This window comes from Kocuria sp. p3-SID1428, from assembly GCF_025149945.1.
In the GTDB taxonomy this organism is placed as follows: domain Bacteria; phylum Actinomycetota; class Actinomycetes; order Actinomycetales; family Micrococcaceae; genus Kocuria.
The window spans coordinates 14,254-34,367 of the sequence record NZ_JALXVH010000030.1; the positions used below are offsets into that span (position 1 = coordinate 14,254).

At 72.2% G+C, this 20,114-nt stretch carries 17 protein-coding genes; 13 read left to right on the forward strand and 4 right to left on the reverse strand.

The annotated features are described in order from the left end of the window. The first annotated feature begins 20 nt into the window (after nt 1-20). From M3E84_RS07950 to M3E84_RS08005, 12 genes are all read left to right on the forward strand, one after another. The gene (locus M3E84_RS07950; RefSeq protein WP_006214245.1) at nt 21-455 is read left to right on the forward strand and encodes a hydroxymyristoyl-ACP dehydratase; all 435 of its coding nucleotides are present in this window, start codon (nt 21-23) and stop codon (nt 453-455) included. Next, the gene (locus M3E84_RS07955; RefSeq protein WP_259895665.1) at nt 452-1,777 is read left to right on the forward strand and encodes a beta-ketoacyl synthase; all 1,326 of its coding nucleotides are present in this window, start codon (nt 452-454) and stop codon (nt 1,775-1,777) included. Before M3E84_RS07950 ends, M3E84_RS07955 begins: the two co-directional genes overlap by 4 nt. Next, entirely contained in the window at nt 1,774-2,262 is a 489-nt protein-coding gene (locus M3E84_RS07960) for a hypothetical protein (protein WP_259895666.1), read from the forward strand. The genes M3E84_RS07955 and M3E84_RS07960 overlap by 4 nt, the downstream gene beginning before the upstream one ends. Continuing rightward, nucleotides 2,259-3,596 carry a beta-ketoacyl synthase N-terminal-like domain-containing protein gene (locus tag M3E84_RS07965; protein WP_259895667.1) on the forward strand — a complete coding sequence of 446 codons (1,338 nt, stop codon included), beginning with the start codon at nt 2,259-2,261 and terminating at the stop codon, nt 3,594-3,596. The genes M3E84_RS07960 and M3E84_RS07965 overlap by 4 nt, the downstream gene beginning before the upstream one ends. Continuing rightward, complete coding sequence (locus tag M3E84_RS07970; protein WP_259895668.1) at nt 3,593-5,914, forward strand: beta-ketoacyl-[acyl-carrier-protein] synthase family protein; 2,322 nt, start codon at nt 3,593-3,595, stop codon at nt 5,912-5,914. The genes M3E84_RS07965 and M3E84_RS07970 overlap by 4 nt, the downstream gene beginning before the upstream one ends. Continuing rightward, on the forward strand, nt 5,904-6,788 hold the full coding sequence (locus tag M3E84_RS07975) for an alpha/beta fold hydrolase (RefSeq protein WP_259895669.1): 885 nt from the start codon (nt 5,904-5,906) through the stop codon (nt 6,786-6,788). Before M3E84_RS07970 ends, M3E84_RS07975 begins: the two co-directional genes overlap by 11 nt. Next, the gene (locus M3E84_RS07980; protein ID WP_259895670.1) at nt 6,785-7,945 is read left to right on the forward strand and encodes an FAD-dependent monooxygenase; all 1,161 of its coding nucleotides are present in this window, start codon (nt 6,785-6,787) and stop codon (nt 7,943-7,945) included. The genes M3E84_RS07975 and M3E84_RS07980 overlap by 4 nt, the downstream gene beginning before the upstream one ends. A gap of 186 nt (nt 7,946-8,131) precedes the next feature. After that, entirely contained in the window at nt 8,132-8,569 is a 438-nt protein-coding gene (locus M3E84_RS07985) for a hypothetical protein (protein WP_235044728.1), read from the forward strand. A 5-nt stretch (nt 8,570-8,574) separates the two neighbouring features. Further along, complete coding sequence (locus M3E84_RS07990; protein ID WP_259895671.1) at nt 8,575-9,774, forward strand: NAD(P)/FAD-dependent oxidoreductase; 1,200 nt, start codon at nt 8,575-8,577, stop codon at nt 9,772-9,774. Further along, entirely contained in the window at nt 9,774-10,469 is a 696-nt protein-coding gene (locus tag M3E84_RS07995) for an ester cyclase (protein WP_259895672.1), read from the forward strand. Before M3E84_RS07990 ends, M3E84_RS07995 begins: the two co-directional genes overlap by 1 nt. Then, on the forward strand, nt 10,466-10,741 hold the full coding sequence (locus M3E84_RS08000; protein WP_259895673.1) for an anthrone oxygenase family protein: 276 nt from the start codon (nt 10,466-10,468) through the stop codon (nt 10,739-10,741). Before M3E84_RS07995 ends, M3E84_RS08000 begins: the two co-directional genes overlap by 4 nt. Nucleotides 10,742-10,748: 7 nt before the next feature. After that, nucleotides 10,749-11,264 (forward strand): hypothetical protein, encoded by a 516-nt coding sequence (locus M3E84_RS08005; protein WP_259895674.1) that lies wholly within the window; start codon nt 10,749-10,751, stop codon nt 11,262-11,264. A 182-nt stretch (nt 11,265-11,446) separates the two neighbouring features. Here M3E84_RS08005 and M3E84_RS08010 read toward each other — a convergent pair whose 3' ends face one another. The 4 genes from M3E84_RS08010 to M3E84_RS08025 all read right to left on the reverse strand — a co-directional run bounded on the left by M3E84_RS08010 (nt 11,447) and on the right by M3E84_RS08025 (nt 18,481). Beyond that, nucleotides 11,447-12,409, reverse strand: a complete 963-nt coding sequence (locus tag M3E84_RS08010) for a hypothetical protein (RefSeq protein WP_259895675.1) — start codon at nt 12,407-12,409, stop codon at nt 11,447-11,449. A 282-nt stretch (nt 12,410-12,691) separates the two neighbouring features. Continuing rightward, the gene (locus M3E84_RS08015) at nt 12,692-14,560 is read right to left on the reverse strand and encodes a phospho-sugar mutase (protein WP_259895676.1); all 1,869 of its coding nucleotides are present in this window, start codon (nt 14,558-14,560) and stop codon (nt 12,692-12,694) included. Next, nucleotides 14,557-15,393, reverse strand: coding sequence for a purine-nucleoside phosphorylase (locus M3E84_RS08020; RefSeq protein WP_259895677.1), 837 nt, complete (start codon nt 15,391-15,393; stop codon nt 14,557-14,559). Before M3E84_RS08020 ends, M3E84_RS08015 begins: the two co-directional genes overlap by 4 nt. 130 nt (nt 15,394-15,523) lie before the next feature. Beyond that, nucleotides 15,524-18,481 carry an ATP-binding cassette domain-containing protein gene (locus M3E84_RS08025; protein ID WP_259895678.1) on the reverse strand — a complete coding sequence of 986 codons (2,958 nt, stop codon included), beginning with the start codon at nt 18,479-18,481 and terminating at the stop codon, nt 15,524-15,526. Nucleotides 18,482-18,653: 172 nt separating this feature from the next. On the opposite strand from M3E84_RS08025, the gene M3E84_RS08030 reads away from it, so the two are divergent. After that, nucleotides 18,654-20,087 carry an NAD(P)H-quinone dehydrogenase gene (locus M3E84_RS08030; RefSeq protein WP_259895679.1) on the forward strand — a complete coding sequence of 478 codons (1,434 nt, stop codon included), beginning with the start codon at nt 18,654-18,656 and terminating at the stop codon, nt 20,085-20,087. The last annotated feature ends 27 nt before the right edge of the window (nt 20,088-20,114 follow it).

A 20,114-nucleotide genomic window follows, 5' to 3' on the forward strand; every position in this document is an offset into this window, starting at 1 on the left:
CACCACCGTCAGGAGCACTGATGAGATTCCACCTCGTGGATCGGATCGAGGAGCTGAGGCCGCACGAGTCGGTGCGCGCCGTCAAGGCGACCTCGCTGGCCGAGCCCTACTGGCAGGGCGAGCCGCCCGTGATGCCGCCGAGCCTCGTGCTCGAGAGCATCTGCCAGGCCGGCACCTGGCTGATCATGGGCTCGACCGAGCTGACCCGCCGCGCGGCGCTGCTGCAGGTGGGCGAGCTGCGCACCCACGGGCTGGTCCGTCCCGGCCAGCGCCTGGAGCTCACCGGCACGGTCGTGAGCTGGACCGAGGAGATCGCCGTGCTCAGCGGCCGCGCCGCGGCCGACGGCGAGCTGGTGCTCGAGGCCGAGGACATCATGTGCTCGCTCATGGACGCCGAGACGCTGCAGGACCGCGAGACCTCGCGGCGGCTCTACGAGACGCTGGTGCGCGCATGAGCCCCGCCCAGACCGCCCGCCGCCGCGTGGTGATCACCGCCGCCGGTGCCGTGACGCCGCTGGGCCTGGACGCCGAGTCGACCCTCGAGTCCCTGGTGGCCGGTCGCAGCGGCGTCCGGGAGATCACCCAGTTCGACGCCTCGACCTACCCCGTGCGCATCGCCGGCACGGTGCCCGTGGAGGATGCCCGCACGCTGGTGCCCGACGTCGCCGAGGCCGAGCTGCTCTCCCGGCAGGGAGCCTTCGGCGTGGCCGCCGGGCTCGAGGCGCTGCGCCGCTCCGGGCTGCCCGCCGCCCGCGACGAGGACGAGGCCGACCGCCGCACCGTGGTGGTCGGAGCCACCGCCGGCCGTCCCGACCTGCAGGAGATGGCCGAGTTCTTCCACCGGGTCAAGTCCGAGCTGCCCCTGCACAGGCCGCTGATCGAGGACGTGCTGCGCCGAGACCAGAACATCCCTGCCGCGGTGCTGGCCCGAGAGGCCGGCTTCCGCGGAGCGGTGGAGTCCGTCTCGACGGCCTGCACCGCCTCCGGGCACGCGATCGGCGAGGCCTTCCGCCAGATCCAGGAGGGCGAGGCCGATGCGGCCCTGGCCGGCGGCTACGACTCGCTCGTGACCTGGCTCGACGTCCTGGGCTTCTCCCTGCTGGGAGCGCTGACCAAGGACCACGCCGATGAGCCCGAGCGCGCCTCCCGGCCCTTCAGCGACGACCGCTCGGGCTTCGTGCTCGGCGAGGGCGGGATCATGCTCGTGCTCGAGGAGCGCGAGTCCGCCCTGCGCCGCGGCGCCCCGATCCTGGGCGAGATCGCCGGCTACGCCGCCACCATGAACGCCTACCGCATGACGGATCCGCCGCCTCCCGGGGGAGGGGTGACCCAGTGCATGGTCCAGGCGGTCGCCGACTCCGGGATCCCGGCCGAGCGCATCGGCTACATCGCCGCGCACGGCACCTCGACCCCGGGCAACGACGTCAGCGAGTCGCAGGCTGTGCGCGAGGTCTTCGGCGCCCACGCCGATGAGCTCGTGATGACCTCTGTGAAGTCGATGAGCGGGCACCTCACCGCCGCGGCCTCTGCGCTGGGCACGCTCGGAGCCCTGGGGGTGCTGGCCGATGGCCGCGTCCCGCCCACGATCAACCTGGAGAACCCGGATCCGGACTGCGACCTGGACTACGCTCCGCAGCCTGGCCAGGTCCTGGACACCGACGCCGTGCTCGTCAACGCGTTCGCCTTCGGTGGCACGAACGCCTGCACGGTGATCACCCGCCACGTCGACGACGCGGCGCGGCCCGCCCGACCCGCCGATGAGGAGGCCGCACGATGACGCAGCGCAGCACCACCCGCATGCCTCAGCTCACCGGCGTGGACCGGGTGACCGAGCTCGTCCCGGGCGTGAGCGCCCGCGGCGTGCGCGGGGTCGGCGGGACCATGGACCTGCTGGACGACCACTTCCCGGACTTCCCGGTGCTGCCGGGCGTCCTGCTGCTGGGCTCGCTGGCCGAGCTCGCGTCGGTCGTCGAGGAGCCGACGATCGACGAGACCGCCGAGGCCGCGGCGCCGGCGCTGCAGCTGGGCGGGGCCACCCGCGTGCAGTTCCGCACCTTCGTGCGCCCCGGCGACGTCCTGCAGCTGGAGGTCAAGCGCACCGGTGAGAAGACCTACCGCGCCTCGGCCTCGGTCGAGGGCAAGTCCGTCATGAAGGTCAACGCGCTGCGCCTGGAGCGCGTGGCCCCGATCGGCGCGCCGGATGCGCGCGGGACCGTCGACGGCGCCGACAGCACCGGACAGGGAAGCGAGGCCGGCGCATGAGCGACGTCGTCATCACCGGCATCGGCGCCGTCACGGGCCTGGGACACAGCGCCGAGCAGAACTGGGAGGCGCTGCTGGAGGGACGCAGCGCGGTCGCCCCCACGCAGTCCTTCGACGCCTCGTCGCTGGACTGCCGCGCCAGCGCGGAGGTCGCGGAGCTGCAGTCGGCGCTGAAGCCGCTCGTGGACCGGCGCATGCTGCGCAACATGATCCGCAACGACCGCCTGGCCGCACTGGGCGCCGTGCATGCCGTCCGCGATGCGGGCCTGGAGGGCCAGCTGGAGCAGGCCGGGGTGTACCTGGCCAGCGCCAAGGAGATCTCCGAGCCGGACAAGGTCATGGACGCCGTGCTGCTGGCCCGCGACGAGGACGGCTCGGTCGACTACCAGGTCATAGGCGCCGAGGGCGCCGCCGACTTCTACCCGCTGTTCTACGTCGAGGGCCTGCAGGCCGCCTCGCTGTTCTACATCTCCAAGGTGCTCGAGATGAAGGGCACCAACGCCTACGTCTCGGGCGCCGCCGAGGCCGGGATGTCCGCCCTGGGCATGGGCCTGCGCGCGATCCGCCGGGGCGAGGCCGAGGTGGTGGTCGTCGGGGGCTTCGACGACGCTACGTCGTGGTGGAACCAGTCCAAGTACCAGGACTGGGGACTGCTGCAGCACGGGCAGAACCAGCCGCACCCGTTCGCCGCTGAGGGCGCCGGCACGGTGCTCGGCGAGGGCTCGGTGTTCCTGGTGCTCGAATCCTCCGACCACGCCGCCGCCCGCGGGGCCCGTGTCTACGCGGGGCTGGAGGCCGTGTCCTCCCGCCAGGACAGCGCCAGGGTCTTCACGCCCCTGGCCGACGGCGACGGACTGGCCCGCGCCGTGCGCGCCGCGCTGGCCGGGGCCGGGATCGACGGTGAGCAGATCGCAGCCGTCGTGGCCGAGGGCACCGCGACCGCTGATGGCGACGACCGCGAGGTCCAGGCGCTGAGCGAGGCGCTGGGCGCTGCCCGTCCGGCCGTGACGGCGGTGAAGGGCGCTGCCGGGCACACGACGGCGGCCTCCGGGCTGCTCAACGTGGCCGTGGCCGCGCTGGTGCTGGAGGCCGGGACGGTTCCGGCGATCGTCGGGACGGCCGCCGAGCAGGCAGGCGAGCCCGAGCTCGATCTCGTGCTGGGCAGCGCCCGGCCGCTGCCGCTGTCCGACGACGGCCCTTCCGGTGCGCTCGCACTCGCCCAGGGCTTCCAGGGCCAGTCCGGCGCAGCCGTGCTGCGCCGCGCCCAGACCTCGCGCGCCGCCGGGACCGGCGCCGCCGACCAGACCGCAGACCAGGGGGAACGATCCGAATGAACCAGCAGCACGCAGCAGCTCAGCCCCGTCCCGTCGTGGTGGCCGTGGGCGCGGTGACCTCGCAGGGCCGCGGCGCCGAGGCCACCTGGGAGGGCGTGCGCGACGGCAGCGTCGCGATCCGCACCGTCCAGCGTCTGTCCACCGAGGGCATCCGCACGGACATCGCTGGCGAGGTCGCCCCGCTGGACAAGCCCGCCGATCGCGCCGGCTACCCCGAGGGCTACGACGATCCGGCGCTGGACTTCGCGCTGATCGCCGCCGAGGAGGCCATGGCCGCAGCCGAGGGACTCGGCATCGAGCCGGAGCGCTGGGGCCTGGTCCTGGGCACCTGCAACGCCGGGCTTCTCTCGGTCGAGCAGTGGTACCTCGACGAGCGCGCCGGGCGCGAGGGCAAGGGCGAGGCTCTGGCGTACTCGACCCCGCAGGGCCTGGCCGAGGCCGTGGCAGGAGCCCACGCCATCCGCGGCCCGGTCCTGTCGCTGAACACCGCCTGCGCCGCCGGCGCCAACGCGGTGGGCTATGCCGCCGAGCTGATCGCCGACGGTCGCGCCGATGCCGTGCTCACCGGTGGCACCGATGCCCTGTCCGATGTGCTGTTCGCCGGGTTCAACTCGCTCGAGTCGCTGTCGCCGGAGCCGGCCAAGCCGTACTCCGCCGACCGTCAAGGACTTTCGCTGGGCGAGGGCGCGGCCATGATGGTGCTCGTGCGCGAAGACCTGGCCGAGCAGCTGGGCCTGGAGGTCCTGGCGCAGTTCGCCGGGCTGGGCCTGTCCGCCGACGGCTACCACCCGACCGCCCCCGAGCCCGAGGGCCGCGGCGCGGCCCGGGCCATCCAGGAGGCGCTGCGCCAGGCCGGGGTCTCGGCCTCCGAGGTCGGCTACCTGAACTCCCACGGCACGGGCACCGCCAAGAACGACCCCGCCGAGACCGCCGCCATGCGACGGGCTCTGGGGGAGGACCTGGACCAGATCCGGGTGTCGTCGACGAAGTCCATGATCGGGCACCTGCTGGGTGCGGCCGGGGCCTCCGAGGCCATGGTCACGGTCAAGGCGCTGCAGACCCAGACCGCGCCGCCCACCGCCGGGCTCGTGACCCCCGACCCGGTCTGCGACCTGCGCCATGTGCCGATCGAGGCGCAGCCGATGGAGACGAACGCGGCGATCTGCAACAACTTCGCCTTCGGCGGGGCGAACGCCTCGCTCGTGCTCACCCGCGATCATGAGGACACGCGCCTGCCGGTCAGCGATCGCCGGGTCGTCCTCACGGGTCTGGGCGCGGTGACCTCCGCCGGGGAGACGGTGTCGGCGCTCGAGGAGGCGGTGGCCGCTGGCGAACAGGCCTTCACCGAGGTCGAGGGCCAGCAGGTCGGGCTGTTCACGGCGACCGGCAAGGAGCAGCTGGCCCCCCGCGTGCGCCGGCGCATGGATCGCCTGGCGATCGGCTCGGTCGTGGCCGCGCAGTCCGCGCTCGAGCACGCCGACCACACCGCAGGCGAGCGCACCGGCATCATCCTGGGCACCGAGATCGGGCCCATGGACGTCATGGAACGCTTCGCCCAGCCCCTGTTCGACGAGGACCCCTCCGCGGCCAACCCGGCGCTGTTCCCGAACACCGTCTACAACGCCGCCGCCGGCCAGGTCGCCATGAACCTGGGCTGCGTGGGACCCACCACCACGCTGACCGCGGGCCGCACCGCCGGGGCGCTCACGCTGTCCATGGGTGCCCAGGAGATCCGCCGCGGCCGAGCCGAGGCGATCCTGGGCACCTCCGCCGAGGCGCTGACCCCGGCGGTCGTGCGCGGGCTGCTCGATCTGGGGCTGTTCGACGGCGGCGACTGGCACGCCGCCGAGGGCGCTGCCAGCGTGCTGATCGAGGACCGCGAGGCCGCCCTCGAACGCGGTGCACAGCCGCTGGCGGAGCTGCTGGGGACCGGCATGGCTTCCGACGGCCTGGGCGTGGGCTCGGTATCGGCCGAGGGCGAGGGCCTCGAGCGGGCGATCCGCGACGGGCTGGAGCGCGCCGGGGTCTCGGCGCAGGACGTGGAGCACGTGTGGGTCGACCTCAAGGGCGCGGCCGGCTCCGACGCCGCTGCCGCCTCCGCCCTGGGCCGCGTCCTGCCGCAGTCGCAGCGCCATGCCACCCGCCCGGTGCTCGGCGACGCCTTCGCCGTGGGCGGGCTGCTCGACGTGGTCCTGGCCGCCGGGGCGATCTCGCGCGAGGAGGTCCGGGGCCCCGTCGTCGTGACGACCTCCAGTTCGAACGGCTTCCATCTGGCCCTGGTGCTGGGTGCGGCCGAGGCGGATCGCGTTGTCTCCTAAGGCCCGTCCGCTGCCGCAGCTGTGGAGCGCGCACGACCCGGTCCTGGCCTTCGGGAGCCTGGGCCGGGGCGTGCCGCGGATCGTGCACGTCCACGGGCTCGGCGCGCGCTGGCAGGTCTTCAAGCCGGTCATGGCCGGTCTGCAGGAGCACGTGCAGCTGGCCCCCGACCTGCGCGGGCACGGGCTGTCCGGCAGGGTCTCAGGCGACTACTCGGTGGAGGCCATGGGCGGGGACCTGATCGACTTCCTCGTCGCGCACTGCCCCGAGCCGGTCGTGGTCAGCGGGCACTCGCTGGGCGGCTGGGTCGCCATGGCGGCCGCCTCGCGGCGCCCCGAGCTGTTCGAGGCGCTCGTGGTGATCGACTCGCCGCTGCACGCGCGGCGCCCGGACCCGGCGATCACGCAGTCGTACCTCGCGCAGTCGCCCCTGGCCCTGCGCGGGGTCTCGCGCTCGCCCGAGCAGCTGGACCCGGCCGTGCTCACGGCCTATCGCGACGGCGAGTTCGCCGCCCCCTGCCCGGCCGAGGACCTGCTCGTGCGCTTCGACGGACCCGTCGCCCTGCTGCAGGCCGATGAGGCCCGCGGCGGGCTCATGTCCGCCGAGGACGTGCAGAGGGCGCGACAGGCGCACCCGCGCCTGCACCACGTGGCCTTCGACGGCGTCGGCCACGCGGTGCAGGTCGAGGACTCCACGGGACTGATCGAGCAGCTGCGCGGCTTCCTCGAGATCATCGACGAGGGCCGCGGCTCGCACGCCGTCGGCACCGTTCCGGCGAGGGAGCCGGAGGCCGTCGGCAGCAGGGTTCAGGACGCGGGCTCCGGGGCTGCGGCCTCGGGTGCCGCACGGGACGAGGACAGGATCGAGCAGCCATGAGAAGAGCAGAGATCGTGATCGTCGGCGGCGGCATCGCCGGACTGACGGCGGCCAACGCGCTGCAGCAGGCGGGCTTCGGCGTGCGCGTGCTCGAAGCGCGCGAGACCGCCTCGACGGCCGAGCTGGGCGCCGGCATCCACCTGTGGCCCAACGTGATCGACTGCCTGCACCGGCTGGGGCTGGCCGAGCCGGTGATCGAGCGCGGCACGCAGGTCCGCCGCCACCGCTACCTCACCTGGCGCGAGCGCCAGATCGGGACCTTGGACGTCCAGAAGCTGGCCGCCGGCGCGGGCTGCCCGGCCGTCGGCGTGACACGCACGCACCTCTACCAGACCCTGCTGCAGGCGCTGGAGCCGGGCACCGTGCGCTTCGGCATCTCGGTGACCGGCTTCGACCGCACGGATTCCGGTGTCATCGTGCGCACCGGCGACGGCCAGAGCCTGCGCGCCGATGCCGTGATCGGCGCCGACGGCATCCGCTCCGTGATCCGCCGCCAGCTGCACGGCCCCGCCGAGCCGCGCTACTGCGGGCTGACCGCCTGGCACGGCACGACCGACTACCAGCACCCCGAGCTGGTCCCCGGCGACATGGCCATCTACTGGGGCCCCACCGGGCGGATCCTGCACTACCACGTCAGCGACGGCGAGCTGTACTGGCTGGCGCTGCTGCAGGCGCCGCCGCGGTATCCGGACGTGCCGGGAGAGCGTCAGGCCGAGGCGATCCGCCGCTTCCGCGGCTGGCCCGCGCACGTCCAGTCGATGGTCCGCTCGACCCCGGAGGAGCGGATCCTGCGCAACCACATCCTGGACCGTGACCCGCTCCAGCACTGGGGCCGTGGCCGCGCCACGATCATCGGCGATGCCGCCCACCCCATGACCCCGGACATGGCCCAGGGTGCCGGGCAGGGCATCGAGGACGGGCTCAGCGTGGCTCTGGCCTTCCAGCGCGAGGCCACGGTGGCCGAGGCGCTGCGCAGCTTCGAGGACCGGCGCAGGGACCGTGCCAACGGGTTCGTGAAGACCTCCCGGCAGGTCTCCTCGGTCTCGACCTTCACCGCCAAGCCCATGATCGCGGTGCGCAACGAGATCGTCCTGCGGGTGATCTACCGCACGCATCCGTGGGGCACCGCGCAGAAGGAGATCATCCCCGTGCTGTGAGCGGCCCGCCGGCACCCGTGACATCTGTCGGGGGTGCGGGCGGGCAGGACAGCGCACGGGGAGCCGACGGAATCCCCATAGACCCAGCTGACCAGGGCTGGTGTGATGAGACCGGAGGCCTGTGCCGCCACCTCGCACGTCGTCGCCGATACCGGCTCGACGAGCCGACCGACAGTCAACGACCCCATGAAGGAGACCACCATGAAGCCGCTGCGCCGAGGAGCCCGCGCCGCTGAAGGGCTGCTGCTGCTGGCCACGATCGGAATCGAGGCCGGGGGCAACTACGTCCTGGCCCTGACCCGGGGCGAGGCCGAGGGCACCGAGTTCCAGCGCACCTTCGCGCGCTCGGGCCACGGCCACGCCGGATCCCTGGCCACGCTGGGAGCCGTCACCGTCATCCTGGCCGAGCAGACCGAGCTGAAGGGCCCCGCGCTTCAGGTGGCGCGCTGGGCCGTGCCGGCCTCGGCCGTGCTCATGCCGGCCGGATTCTTCCTCTCCTCGAACGGTGAGAACCGCGAGGAGCCCAATGAGCTCTACGTCCTCGTCCAGGCGGGTGCCGTCACCCTGGCGGCCGGGCTCGTGACCCTGGGCGGAGCGCTCGTCGCATCAGCTGTCAAGAGGTGAGGACAGTGCTGGAACGTCGTCGACTGGCCATCATCGGAGCAGGCCCAGCGGGTCTGGCCACCGCGCGCACCCTGCAGGGCAGGGGCTGGGACGTGCACGTCTTCGACGCCCGCCCCACCCTGGAGTCCAGGGACAGCGGCTGCTATGTGCTGTGGTACGCCGGGGTCATGGCCCTGCAGCGCATGGGGCTCATGGACCGGGCGCGGGAGGTGAGCTCGCCGATCACCCGCTTCGAGATGTCCGGTGTCCGCGGCGAGCAGTTCACCACGATCGACACCGTGGCCGAGGGCCGGCAGTTCGACGACTCCGTGCCGATCGCGATCAAGCGCGCCGATCTGGTCAATGTGATCGCCGACAGTTCGCCCGAGATGACTTTCCATCGCGGCACGAACGTGCGCGAGGTCCTCGACACCGCAGGCGGGCCGCGGGTCGTGCTGACCGACGGCACCGAGGAGCGCTTCGACGCCGTGGTGGGCGCCGACGGCATCAACTCCGCGGTGCGGGCGACCCTGCACCACGCGGATCCGCCGCGCCATCCCGGCTACGCCCACTTCTGGGGCATGGCCCAGGCCCCGGTGACCGGTGCGATGCCCGGGACGTTCCGGATCATGCACGGCTCGGCGGTGCGCTTCGCGCACTTCTGGCTCGACGACGAGACCATCGTGTGGTGGTGCGTTCGCCCCTCCGGGCCCTCCCCGGAGGGCGACAGCCTGGGCTCGCAGCTGTCCATGGCCTCGCTGCTGGCCGAGTGGGATCCCGTGGCCGCCGAGCTGGTCTCGCGCACCGAGGTCATCACCCGCCGTGACACGATGGATCAGCCGCCGCTGCGGCGCTGGGGCAGCGCCCGCATCACCCTGGCCGGCGACGCCGCCCACGCCATGACCTTCGACCTCGGCCAGGGAGCGGGCACCGCGCTCAGCGACGGCGTGGTCCTGGGCTCCCTGCTGGCTCAGGACCGCGGCATCACCGAGGCGCTGCGCGCCTACGAGTCCGCCCGCCGGCCCACGGCCAACGTGATCGCCCGGGCCTCGCGCGGAGTCGGCGCCTCGGCGCACCGCCGCGGTATCGGCCCGGCACTGAACGCGCAGTTCCTCAAGCGCTTCGGCCCGGCCGTCACGCCCCGGATCTTCGCCGCCGATGCCAAGGCCCAGCTCAAGGCGCTGGGCCCCGTCCAGCCGCTGAGCGCGGCGCACCAGGAGCACTGATGGGCCGCCACCGAGCAGCAGGACCGGCCGTCGGGCGCCGTCGTCGAGACGACGGAACCCGACGGGCCGCCCGGCCCGACCACGATGAGGCCGCCGAGCCATTCCACCCCACCGAGACCACCCCGATCCCCGAGGAGCGCGAGACCATGACCGACGCCCAGCCCGCCCCGACCCCCGCCGAGCCGTCGCGGCCCGGACTCGACATCGAGCGCAACCGCATGCTGATGGTCGATTACCTCGAGAACGCCTGGAACCGCCAGGACTGGGACTATGCCAAGCGCGCCGTCCACCCCGATGTCGTCTTCCACGACCAGATCCGCGAGGGGCTGCCGCCCGGGCACGAGGGCGTGTTCCAGGCCATGCGCCGCGTGTTCGAGGCCGTCCCGGACTTCCACGTGGAGATCACCGAGATGATCTGCGAGCGCGACCTCGTCACGGTCGTCTTCCACGGCTCCGGCACTCACACCGGCACCTTCATGGGATACCCGGCCACGGGCCGCCCGGTCGTGTTCGACTCGATCAGCATCGTGCGCTGGTCCGATGAGGGCCAGATCATCGAGGGCTGGCAGGAGGCCGATCAGATGGGCATGGCCCAGTCGATCGGCATGATGCCCTCGGGGCCCATGCCCAAGCCGATGGCCTACGCCATGTCCTTCGGCACGCGGCTGTCCGACCGCCTGAAGAAGCGCCGATGACGGCCTCGCTCGTGCTGCTGGTGTCCGGGGCGATCGACCTGGGCGGCGGTCTGCTGCCGGTGCTGGCGGCCGTGCTGTGGGGCTTCGCCCTGGTCATCACGATCATCGTCAACGTGCCGATCAACTTCCGGACGCACTTCTGGCAGGACGACGAGTCGAGGGCAGGCGCCTGGTCCGGCATGCGGCGGCTCTGGGAGATCTTCCAGGGCGTGCGCTCGTGGCTGTTCCTGATCAGCTTCGCCCTGATCTGCGCGCACGTGGCCATCGGCTGATCGCACCTTGCCCGATCCGAACCCGCGCCTGCGCACCCTGCACGACGACACCCTCGAGAGGACCCCTGTGATTCCCTTGCGTCCCGGTGCCCGCCTGGCGGCCGGCATCCTCCTGCTCGCCATCATCGGCATCGAGTTCGGCGGCAACTACGGCCTGTCGCTGATCCTCGATCCCGGCGAGACCACCGAGTTCCAGACGACCTTCGCCCGGGCGGGGCACGGCCACGCCGGCGTGCTCGCGATCCTGGGCCTGATCACGATCTGCCTCACCGAGCAGACCCGCTACCGCGGCGCGGCTCTGCTGCTCGCGCGCTGGTCGGTGCCCGTCTCGGCGATCCTGATGCCCGCCGGCTTCTTCCTGTCCTCCGCCGCCCCAGGCGCCACCGAGCCCAACGGACTGTTCTTCCTGATCTACGCGGGTGCGGCCTTCCTGACGCTCGGGCTGATCATGCTGGGCATCGGGCTGCTGCGCCCGGCGCCGGAGCCGTACGCGGCGGCTGCCTCCGCCCGTACCTCGGGCTAGCCGTGCCGGCCCAGCACGTCAGTCCGCGTGACTCTGCTGCCAAGGACACGCAGAGGGGGCGGTTTCAAAGGGCTGCCGACAAAGACCCAGACATGAGTGTGTCGGTCGGTGCCTCTTGGGAGCAGCCGAGTTCTGCGGTGTGAGGCGCTCAGAGTTCCCATGCCGCAGGTGCGAAGTACGGCCTACGTCAGGTCATCCGTACTGGCAGCCGTCTCCAATGCGTGAAGCGAGACATAGCGCTGTCGCTGTGTGAAGGCCGAGCCGCGACCGGTCGTGCGATGGGGAAGAGCGCTGGGCAGCACCCGATGATCGGCGTCTCCGGGACGGGTCAGGAGAAACACCTGGTACACGCCAGCCGTCCACCGCTCGCAACGCGATGCACGGATCACCCTGGCGATCTTGCGGTCTTCCTTGTCGCCTGCCTCCAGCTCCATCGCGTGCTCCTCGGTCCACGGCACGTTGTCGCGACGGCAGCGGATCAAGGGCACATCAGCCTTGATCTCCTGGTCGGAGTAGAAGGCAAGTCGAGCCACGGGCCGGAACCAGCGCCCGGCCTGGCACACATAGGCTCGCTCCTGCTCATACAGGGGCCATGCGTGCCTTGCCGCAACGACGACCGTATCGATCGGCGTCACCGGGCGCTTGCCGTAGACGTCGGTGGTGCGATCCGTTGCCTGCAGCCACGCCGCCTGCTCGTTGCCGAGGAGCGCCGCCAGCGCGTGGACGCGCTGCACTTCGAAGGGGATGTCCAGTCCGAGCACTGAGTCGTGATGGGCTAGGCGATTGCGGAACTTGCGGATGGCCTCGACGAGGATGGCCGCTTGCTTGCGCGTCCCGTTGCCACCGGGGAAGGCGTGACGAAGCGACAGGCGCCATTGCTCTTCGTATTTGGCCCCGAGCATGCCGGCCCAGAAGCCGAACGACAGACCGGCGACGATCTGGTGCCGCGACTCGCGGTGCTGGGCCCGCAAGCGATCGCGGACTTCCGTCACGCGTCGCATAGCTTCGGCATCAAGCGGCGGCTCACGCAGGAACCAGGGGATGCCGCACTCGTCGTCCCGGTATTGCTGCGCCAGCGCCCGGTCGATGGCGTTGCGCATGAAAACCTCGATGTGGGCGATGAGCTCGTATGCGGCGGAGGACATCTCAGCGCTCCACTTGTAGAGCTCGAGGGCCGCTTCCACATCGTCTCCGGCCTCCCGCAGGTATGGCGCGAACCGAGGGGCGGAAACGGCCGACCGGATGTACAGGGAGGGCGTCGCCGTCGGTCACACGATGATGCTAGCCTGGAACCGAACGCCCCGGTGTCGCCTCTGCTCTGCACGCGCCCGGGGCTTTTCTCGTTCTCGTCTCCAGCCCGCACGAGACGGATGTGCAGCGCATCGAAGCACGTAGGCGCTGGATTCTGCCGGGCAGGGACGCTGTGCTCAGGCGCTGAACAGCGCCTGCAGCTGCTGGGTCACAGCCTCCAGGTGCTCCTGGGCGCGGATCCGGGCCTCGGGAAGCTCCTCCCGGTGCTCGAGGCGCACGACCGTCTCGAGGTAGCACTTGAGCTTGGGCTCCGTGCCCGAGGGCCGCACGATGACCCGGGTCCCGTCCTCGCTCAGCAGGCGCATGCCCTCGGTGGGCAGCAGGTCCGAGTCCGGCTTCGGGTGCGCCAGGTCCTCGACGGAAGCCACAGCGGAGCCCGCGAGCTCGCGGGGCGGATCCTCCCGCAGGGTCGCCATCATCTGAGGGATCAGCTCCAGATCGGCCACCCGGATCGACAGCTGCGACGTGGCGTGCAGGCCGTGGCGCAGGGCGAGGTCGTCGAGCTCGTCGATCAGCGTGCGCCCCTGCGCGGCCGCGGTCCGGGCCAGCTCTGCGATCGCCACGGCAGCGGTGATGCCGTCCTTGTCGCGCACGATCTCCGGGGCGGTGCAGTAGCCCAGCGCCTCCTCATAGCCGTAGACCAGCCCGGGGACGCGGGCGATCCACTTGAAGCCGGTCAGGGTCTCGCGGTGGCCCACTCCGGCGTCGGCGGCCATGCGTCCCAGCAGGCGCGAGGAGACGATCGAGTTCGCCAGGACCGGCGCGGACGGCTGCGCCTCCGCCGTCTCGGAGGGCGATGCCGAGGCGGCCGGATCTGCCGCCTGCGCAGTGCCCGCGGCAGAGGCGGAGCCGACGGTCCCGGCCAGGCGACGCAGGGCGGTCAGCCCGAGAAGGGCACCGACCTCGTCTCCGCTCAGTGCCCTCCAGCCGCCCTCGGCACGGGGGTCCTCCGGGTCGGGGACGGCCGCCGCGCAGCGATCGGCGTCGGGGTCATTGGCCAGCACCAGATCGGCGTCGAGGCTGCGGGCCAGAGACAGCGACAGCGACAGCGCCCCGGGCTCCTCGGGGTTCGGGAACGGCGCGGTGGGGAACTCGGGATCGGGCTCGAACTGCTCCGGGACGGGGTGGATGTCGTGGAAGCCCGCGCGCTCCAGAGCGGCCACGGCGGTGGCGCCGCCCACGCCGTGCATGGCGGTGAGCACGATCCGCGGGGAGGTGCCGGGCTCAGCCTCCGGCTCGACGATAGCCTCGAGGTAGTGACGGTCGATGTCCTCAGGCAGGACCTGCCAGCCGGACTCGGCCAGGTCCAGCTCGCGCAGATCGCCCACGGCCTCGATCCGCTCGGCGATCTGGGCGTCGTGCGGCGGGACGATCTGACAGCCTCGGGCGTCCTGCTCGACGCAGCGTCCGCCCAGGTAGACCTTGTACCCGTTGTCCGCCGTCGGGTTGTGGGAGGCGGTGACCATGATCCCGGTTTCCGCACCGCGATCGCGCACGGCCCAGGCCAGCAGGGGAGTGGGCAGCGGGCGCGGCATGAGCTCGACGCTCAGTCCGGCGGCGGTGAGCACCGCGGCGGTGTCGCGGGCGAAGTCCTCCGAGCGGTGCCGGGCGTCGAAGCCGATCACGGCTCGGGGAGCGGGCTCGGTCCCGGCGATCTCCAGCACGTGGGCGGCGACCCCTGCTGCCGCGCGCTGGACGACCGCGCGGTTCATGCGCATGGGCCCGGCGCCGATCGGGGCTCGCAGACCGGCCGTGCCGAACTGCAGGGTGGCGCTGAAGCGCTGCGCCAGATCGGCCACCGCCTCCCGAGCCTGATCCTCTGGGACCGACGGGTCCTGGGCGCGTTCGAGCAGCCCGCGCAGCTGGTCGCGATCATTCTGATCCGGGTCCTGGTCAATCCAATGGCGCACCGACAGCAGCAGCTCTGCGCCCTCAGCTGCGGCCTGGACGTCGGCGGTGCCGCCCGGGTTCTGCGCGGCGCTCATCGGATCTGCCCTGCGATGCGTGCGAGCAGCTCGGCGATGCGCGGGCCCGCGGCCTGTCCCGCCTCTACGACCTCCTGGTGCGACAGCGGCGTCTGCTGGATGCCTGCGGCCAGATTGGTCACCAGGGACAGACCCAGGACCTCGAGACCCGCGTGACGGGCGGCGATGGCCTCCAGCGCGGTGGACATGCCCACCAGATCCGCCCCGAGCACGCGGGCCATCCGCACCTCGGCGGGGGTCTCGTAGTGGGGGCCGGGGAACTGAGCGTAGACGCCCTCCGGCAGCGACCCGTCCACGGTGCCCGCCAGATCCCGCAGCCGCGGTGAGTAGAGATCGGTCAGATCCTGGAAAGTGGCCCCCTCCAGCGGGGAGCGGCCGGTGAGGTTGAGGTGATCCGAGATCAGCACCGGCGTGCCCGGTGCCCAGTCCGGGTTCAGCCCGCCGCAGCCGTTGGTGAGCACCATGGTCGAGGCTCCGGCGGCGGAAGCGGTGCGCACCCCGTGGACCACCGCGCGCACGCCGCGGCCCTCGTAGTAGTGGGTCCGCGCCCCGATGACCAGCGCGTGGCGGCCGTCCGCCAGGCGGATCGAGCGCAGCGTGCCCACGTGGCCCTCGAGCGCCGGCTTGGAGAACCCGGGGATCTCCGGGGCGGGGATCTCCGCGACGGTCTCGCCGAGCAGGTCTGCGGCCCCGCCCCAGCCGGAGCCCAGGGTGAGCGCGATCTCGTGGGTCTGGACCCCGGTGCGCTCACGCAGGGCCTCGGCGGCGCGAGCGGCCAGCTCGAACGGATCGGTCTGGGCGAAGGGATCGGCGGATGCGGGCTGCTGCGTCACGGTGCGGGCCTCCAGAGGCGGGATCGGTGCTCGTCCTGGCGTCGACCGGGCTGCGGCGCTGCGCGCGCGGCGGGACTGTCGACGCCGTCGTCGCCTCTCATAGTGCCAGCCGCCTCGGACGCCGCACAGCTCAGCGCTTGCGCCGCTTGGTCCGACGGATCAGCAGGACGGAGATCAGCAGGAAGGCGATCCCGAACCCGGCGGTGATGCCGGTGGAGCCCCACCAGTTCGCCGTGGCGCGCTTCCACAGCGGGTCGAGCACGGCGCTGGAATCATCGACCTCGGGCAGCTGCGGTGCCGGCGGCTCCGGGGCCCCGGCGTCGCGGGCCTCCTGGGCTGCCTGGTCGTGCTCGTCCTGCAGCTCCGCATTGGCCTCCTCCTGCGGCAGGGTCACCGCCGCAACTCGCACGATCTCGTTGAGATCGCCCGTCTGTCCCATCGCCGCGTAGGCCCAGCGGGTGGGCACGGCCCGGGAGATGCCGTCGGTGGCCCCGTCCATGGCGAAGAGCCCGCCGCAGAAGATCAGCTGCACGACCACCAGCAGAGAGGCCACGTTCATGGCCACGTCCGCGCGCGAGACCATCGCCGAGACCATGAAGCCCAGCAGCCACGACGTCATGGTCAGCAGGAAGGTCACGATCCACAGCTCGAGCCACATGGGCCCCCACGCGCCCATGGGCTCGTGGGGGATCAGCGCCAGCACGGCCAGCACCAGGATCAGCGACTGCACCAGCGAGGTCGTGATCGTCATGAGCGCCTTGGCGCCCACGTAGGGCCACACGCCCAGCCCCGTGCGGGCCTCGCGCAGGAAGATCCGCTTTTCGTCCAGGAAGGTCCGGCATGCCGGGAACAGGCCCAGCGCGACCGCCGCCAGCAGGATCACGATCAGCAGGATCTGCGGCTGATTGACCTCCGAGTCCGTGGAGCTCGGCATGGTCAGCCCGTGATCGCCCGGCACCACCAGCACGAGCAGGGCCAGCAGCGCAGGCGCCAGCACCGTGGTGATCAGCACCGAGAGGGCGTCCGTGCGCATGAGCTGGATCTGGCGCCGCAGCAGCACCGAGAGCTGGAACAGGCCGCGTCGCGACGACGCATGCGGGGCGGCCGTGGGCGTCTGGGCGTGGACGCGCTCGCGAGGGGCGTCGTCGTCGTTCTCGTGCCGGAACGCGGCCGCAGCGCTTGCGGGGTCGTCCTTGAGGCCCTTGTAGACCTCGCGCACCTGCGGGCCGAGGCCCTGGGAGCGCTGGAAGTACGGCATCATCCCGGCGGGCTCGCCGAAGTAGGCCACCGAGCCGCCCGGGGCCAGGACCAGTACGCGATCGGCCAGGTCCAGGTTCGCGGTCGAGTGGGTGATCACCACGACGGTCGAGCCGTCCGCGCCGCCGACCTCGCCGTGGGCCATGCGCCGCAGCAGGTCCATGACCTCGAAGTCCATGTCCGGATCCAGTCCGGAGGTCGGCTCGTCCAGGAACAGGTAGCGCGGACCCGTCAGCAGCTCCATGGCCGTCGAGACGCGCTTGCGCTGACCGCCCGAGAGCTGCGAGACCGGGGTGCGCGCGTGCTCGGTGAGGCCCAGTGCCTCGAGCACCGAGGCGATGCGGGCCTTGCGCGAGGCCCGATCGACGTCCTCGGGCAGGCGCAGCGCGGCCGTGGATTCGAGGACCTGCTGGGCGGTCAGCTCGCGGTGCAGCACGTCCTCCTGCGGGACCATGCCGATCTGCGAGGACAGCGCCGAGCCGAACTGGGCCATGTCCAGGCCGTGGTACTCGATGCGGCCCTCATCCGGGTTGACGTCGCCGAGCATGCAGTTCAGGAACGTGGACTTGCCGGCCCCCGAGGGGCCGATCACGGCGATCAGCGACCGGTCCGGGATCTCCAGGGTGATGTCGTCGACCAGCGTCTTGCGCTGGCGCGGGTTCTTGCGGTCGGGGACCGTGTAGGTCAGGTCCTGCACCATGATCGAGGTGTTGCCCTCGGTGCGCACGACCTCCGCCAGGCCGACCTCGGTCTGGCGGAAGGGGACGCCGCCGATCACGGCCTGCGCGCCCGGAAGTAGCTCGACGGTCCCGGAGATGCGCTGGCCGTTGACCCACGTGCCGTTCGTAGAGCCGAGGTCGGTGAGCATGGCCCCGCGCTCGGTGCGCGTGAGCTGGGCGTGCCTGCGCGAGACGAGCAGGCCGTCGATCAGCACGTCCGCCGACGGGTCGCGCCCGATCGTCAGGGTCCCGCCGATCTCACGGGCGCGGAAGGCCGGCGACAGGCGCATGCCGGAGCGCAACTGGGCCTCTTCCTCCGGAGCGCGCAGGATCTCGGCAGCCTCGGGGCGGTTGACCCACGAGCGCTGCTCGATCTGCACGGCCGGGGCCGCGCCGGAGGCCTCCTCCGCGTCCGGGCCGTCATCGCGCTGCGGGGCCAGCTCGCGGTTCATCGACACCGCGAAGACCGTGGGCTCGGCCGAGGCTTCGGGGATCTCGGCCGAGTGGATGTCCTCGAGCGACGGGGTCGAGGACTCCCGGGCCTGAGACTGCGCCTCAGCGCTGGGGCGATCCTGGGCGGCGTGCTCGACCGGCAGCGCGAAGACGGTCGGCTCGGCCGAGGCCAGCGGGATGTCCTCGGAGTGCGGATCGATGCGACGACCCGGGGCGGGCGTCGTGCCCGTGGCCGGTCGCTGCCCGCTTGCCTGGGCCGCGCCTGCGCCCGCGCTCGGGGCGCCGGCGGCCGTCGTCGTGGAGCCCGAGGCCTCCGCGCCCGACGGGCCGGGTCCGGGCGCCGGTGCGCCGGGGCGCTGCGGGGTCATGGCGATCAGGAGACCGCGACCGGTGTCCGGGGCCAGGATGATCTGGGCGGGAGACTCGAGCAGGGCCGCCATGTGCGAGTGGAGGCGGAAGCCGTTGAAGGCGGTGCCGGTCTCCGAGCCGCGGTCCTCGATCGTCCAGGAGGACCCGGACCAGCGCAGGATCAGGTGGATGTCCTGCACGCCGGGGTGATCGATGCGGACGTCGGCGTACTGGGAGGAGCCCACAGTCCACGGGCGCCGGGGGTCGAGCTGGCGGTTCTGACCTGCGAGGTCCAGGGAGAGAGGGTGCATGAGGCCTTTCCGGGTCGCGCCGTCCACGGGCGCACGGCACCCGACTTCACGACCGCGAATATATCCGGGCTCACGCAGATGGGGGAACTGTGACGGGGCGCGCCCGCCTCCGCGCGGTGAGGGCGCTCACGCGCGGGCTCGGTCTCGCGGTCGTCTTTGGCACAATGAGCGCGTGATCTCATCCCAGGACTCTCAGCGCAAGCCCACCAGACGACTCGTGATCATCGGCGGAGGCCCGGGAGGCTACGAGGCCGCGCTGCACGCGCGGACCCTGGGCGCCGACGTCACGATCATCGAGGACAAGGGCATGGGCGGCTCCGCTGTGCTCACCGATGTGGTGCCCTCCAAGACCCTCATCGCCTCGGCCGACACCATGAACCGCTTCACCGAGGCCCAGGACCTGGGCGTCCACGTGGCCGGTGCCTCCAGTGACGACGACAGCCTCAACGGGCTGGAGGTCGACCTGGAGGTGGTCAACGCCCGCCTGCTGCGCCTGGCCGAGACCCAGTCCCGCGACATCCGTCGGGGCCTGGAGCGCGATGGCGTGCACATCGTCGACGGCCGCGGCTCCATGGTCGATGACCGCACGGTGCACGTGAGCGCCGCCGACGGCATGGAGTACGACCTCGAGGCCGACGCCGTGCTGATCGCCGTGGGCGCCCACCCGCGCGAGCTCGGCTCCGCCCGCCCGGACGGGGAGCGGATCTTCAACTGGACCCAGGTCTACTCCATGACCGATCTGCCCGAGCACCTCGTCGTGGTCGGCTCGGGCGTGACCGGCGCCGAGTTCGCCTCCGCCTACAACGGGCTGGGCGCCAAGGTCACCCTGGTCTCCTCGCGCGATCAGGTGCTGCCCGGCGAGGACGCCGACGCCGCCGAGGTGCTCGAGAACGTCTTCGAGCGCCGCGGTCTCAACGTCATGTCCCGCTCGCGCGCCGACTCCGTGGAGCGCGTCGACGACGGCGTGGTCGTCACCCTGGACGACGGCCGGAAGATCTCCGCCTCGCACTGCCTCATGGCCGTCGGCGGGGTCCCCAACACCGAGGGGCTCGGGCTGGAGAACACCGGCGTGCACGTCTCCGAGTCCGGGCACATCGAGGTCGACGGCGTCTCGCGCACCACCGTCCCCTCGATCTACGCGGCCGGCGACTGCACCGGCAAGCTCCCGCTGGCCTCGGTGGCGGCTATGCAGGGCCGGATCGCGGTCTCGCACTTCCTGGGTGATGCCGTGCGCCCGCTGCGGCTGTCCACCGTGGCCTCCAACATCTTCACCTCCCCGGAGATCGCCTCCGTGGGCATCACCGAGGGCGACGTGCGCTCCGGGCGCTACGCGGCCGACGTCCACAAGATCCCGCTGCCGAACAACCCGCGGGCCAAGATGATGGCCGTGGACGACGGCTTCGTGAAGGTCATCGCCCGCAAGGGCCCGGGCACCGTGCTCGGCGGCGTGGTCGTGGGCCCGCGCGCCTCGGAGCTGATCTTCGCCCTGTCCGTGGCCGTGTCCAAGGGGCTGACGGTCGATGATCTGGCGGAGACCTTCACGGTCTACCCGTCGCTGTCCGGCACGATCTCGGAGGCCGCTCGGCGCCTGCACCAGCGCCTGTGAGAACTTCTCCCGACGACGACGGAGGCC

Excerpts from the sequence above, each read along its gene's own strand:
- M3E84_RS08015 (WP_259895676.1), bottom strand. The coding sequence starts at position 14,560 with ATGAGCGCCGCGCAGAACCCGGGCGGCACCGCCGACGTCCAGGCCGCA.
- M3E84_RS07965 (WP_259895667.1), top strand. The coding sequence starts at position 2,259 with ATGAGCGACGTCGTCATCACCGGCATCGGCGCCGTCACGGGCCTGGGA.
- M3E84_RS07960 (WP_259895666.1), top strand. The coding sequence starts at position 1,774 with ATGACGCAGCGCAGCACCACCCGCATGCCTCAGCTCACCGGCGTGGAC.
- M3E84_RS07955 (WP_259895665.1), top strand. The coding sequence starts at position 452 with ATGAGCCCCGCCCAGACCGCCCGCCGCCGCGTGGTGATCACCGCCGCC.
- M3E84_RS08010 (WP_259895675.1), bottom strand. The coding sequence starts at position 12,409 with ATGTCCTCCGCCGCATACGAGCTCATCGCCCACATCGAGGTTTTCATG.
- M3E84_RS07970 (WP_259895668.1), top strand. The coding sequence starts at position 3,593 with ATGAACCAGCAGCACGCAGCAGCTCAGCCCCGTCCCGTCGTGGTGGCC.
- M3E84_RS08025 (WP_259895678.1), bottom strand. The coding sequence starts at position 18,481 with ATGCACCCTCTCTCCCTGGACCTCGCAGGTCAGAACCGCCAGCTCGAC.
- M3E84_RS07985 (WP_235044728.1), top strand. The coding sequence starts at position 8,132 with ATGAAGGAGACCACCATGAAGCCGCTGCGCCGAGGAGCCCGCGCCGCT.
- M3E84_RS07980 (WP_259895670.1), top strand. The coding sequence starts at position 6,785 with ATGAGAAGAGCAGAGATCGTGATCGTCGGCGGCGGCATCGCCGGACTG.
- M3E84_RS07950 (WP_006214245.1), top strand. The coding sequence starts at position 21 with ATGAGATTCCACCTCGTGGATCGGATCGAGGAGCTGAGGCCGCACGAG.
- M3E84_RS07995 (WP_259895672.1), top strand. The coding sequence starts at position 9,774 with ATGGGCCGCCACCGAGCAGCAGGACCGGCCGTCGGGCGCCGTCGTCGA.
- M3E84_RS08000 (WP_259895673.1), top strand. The coding sequence starts at position 10,466 with ATGACGGCCTCGCTCGTGCTGCTGGTGTCCGGGGCGATCGACCTGGGC.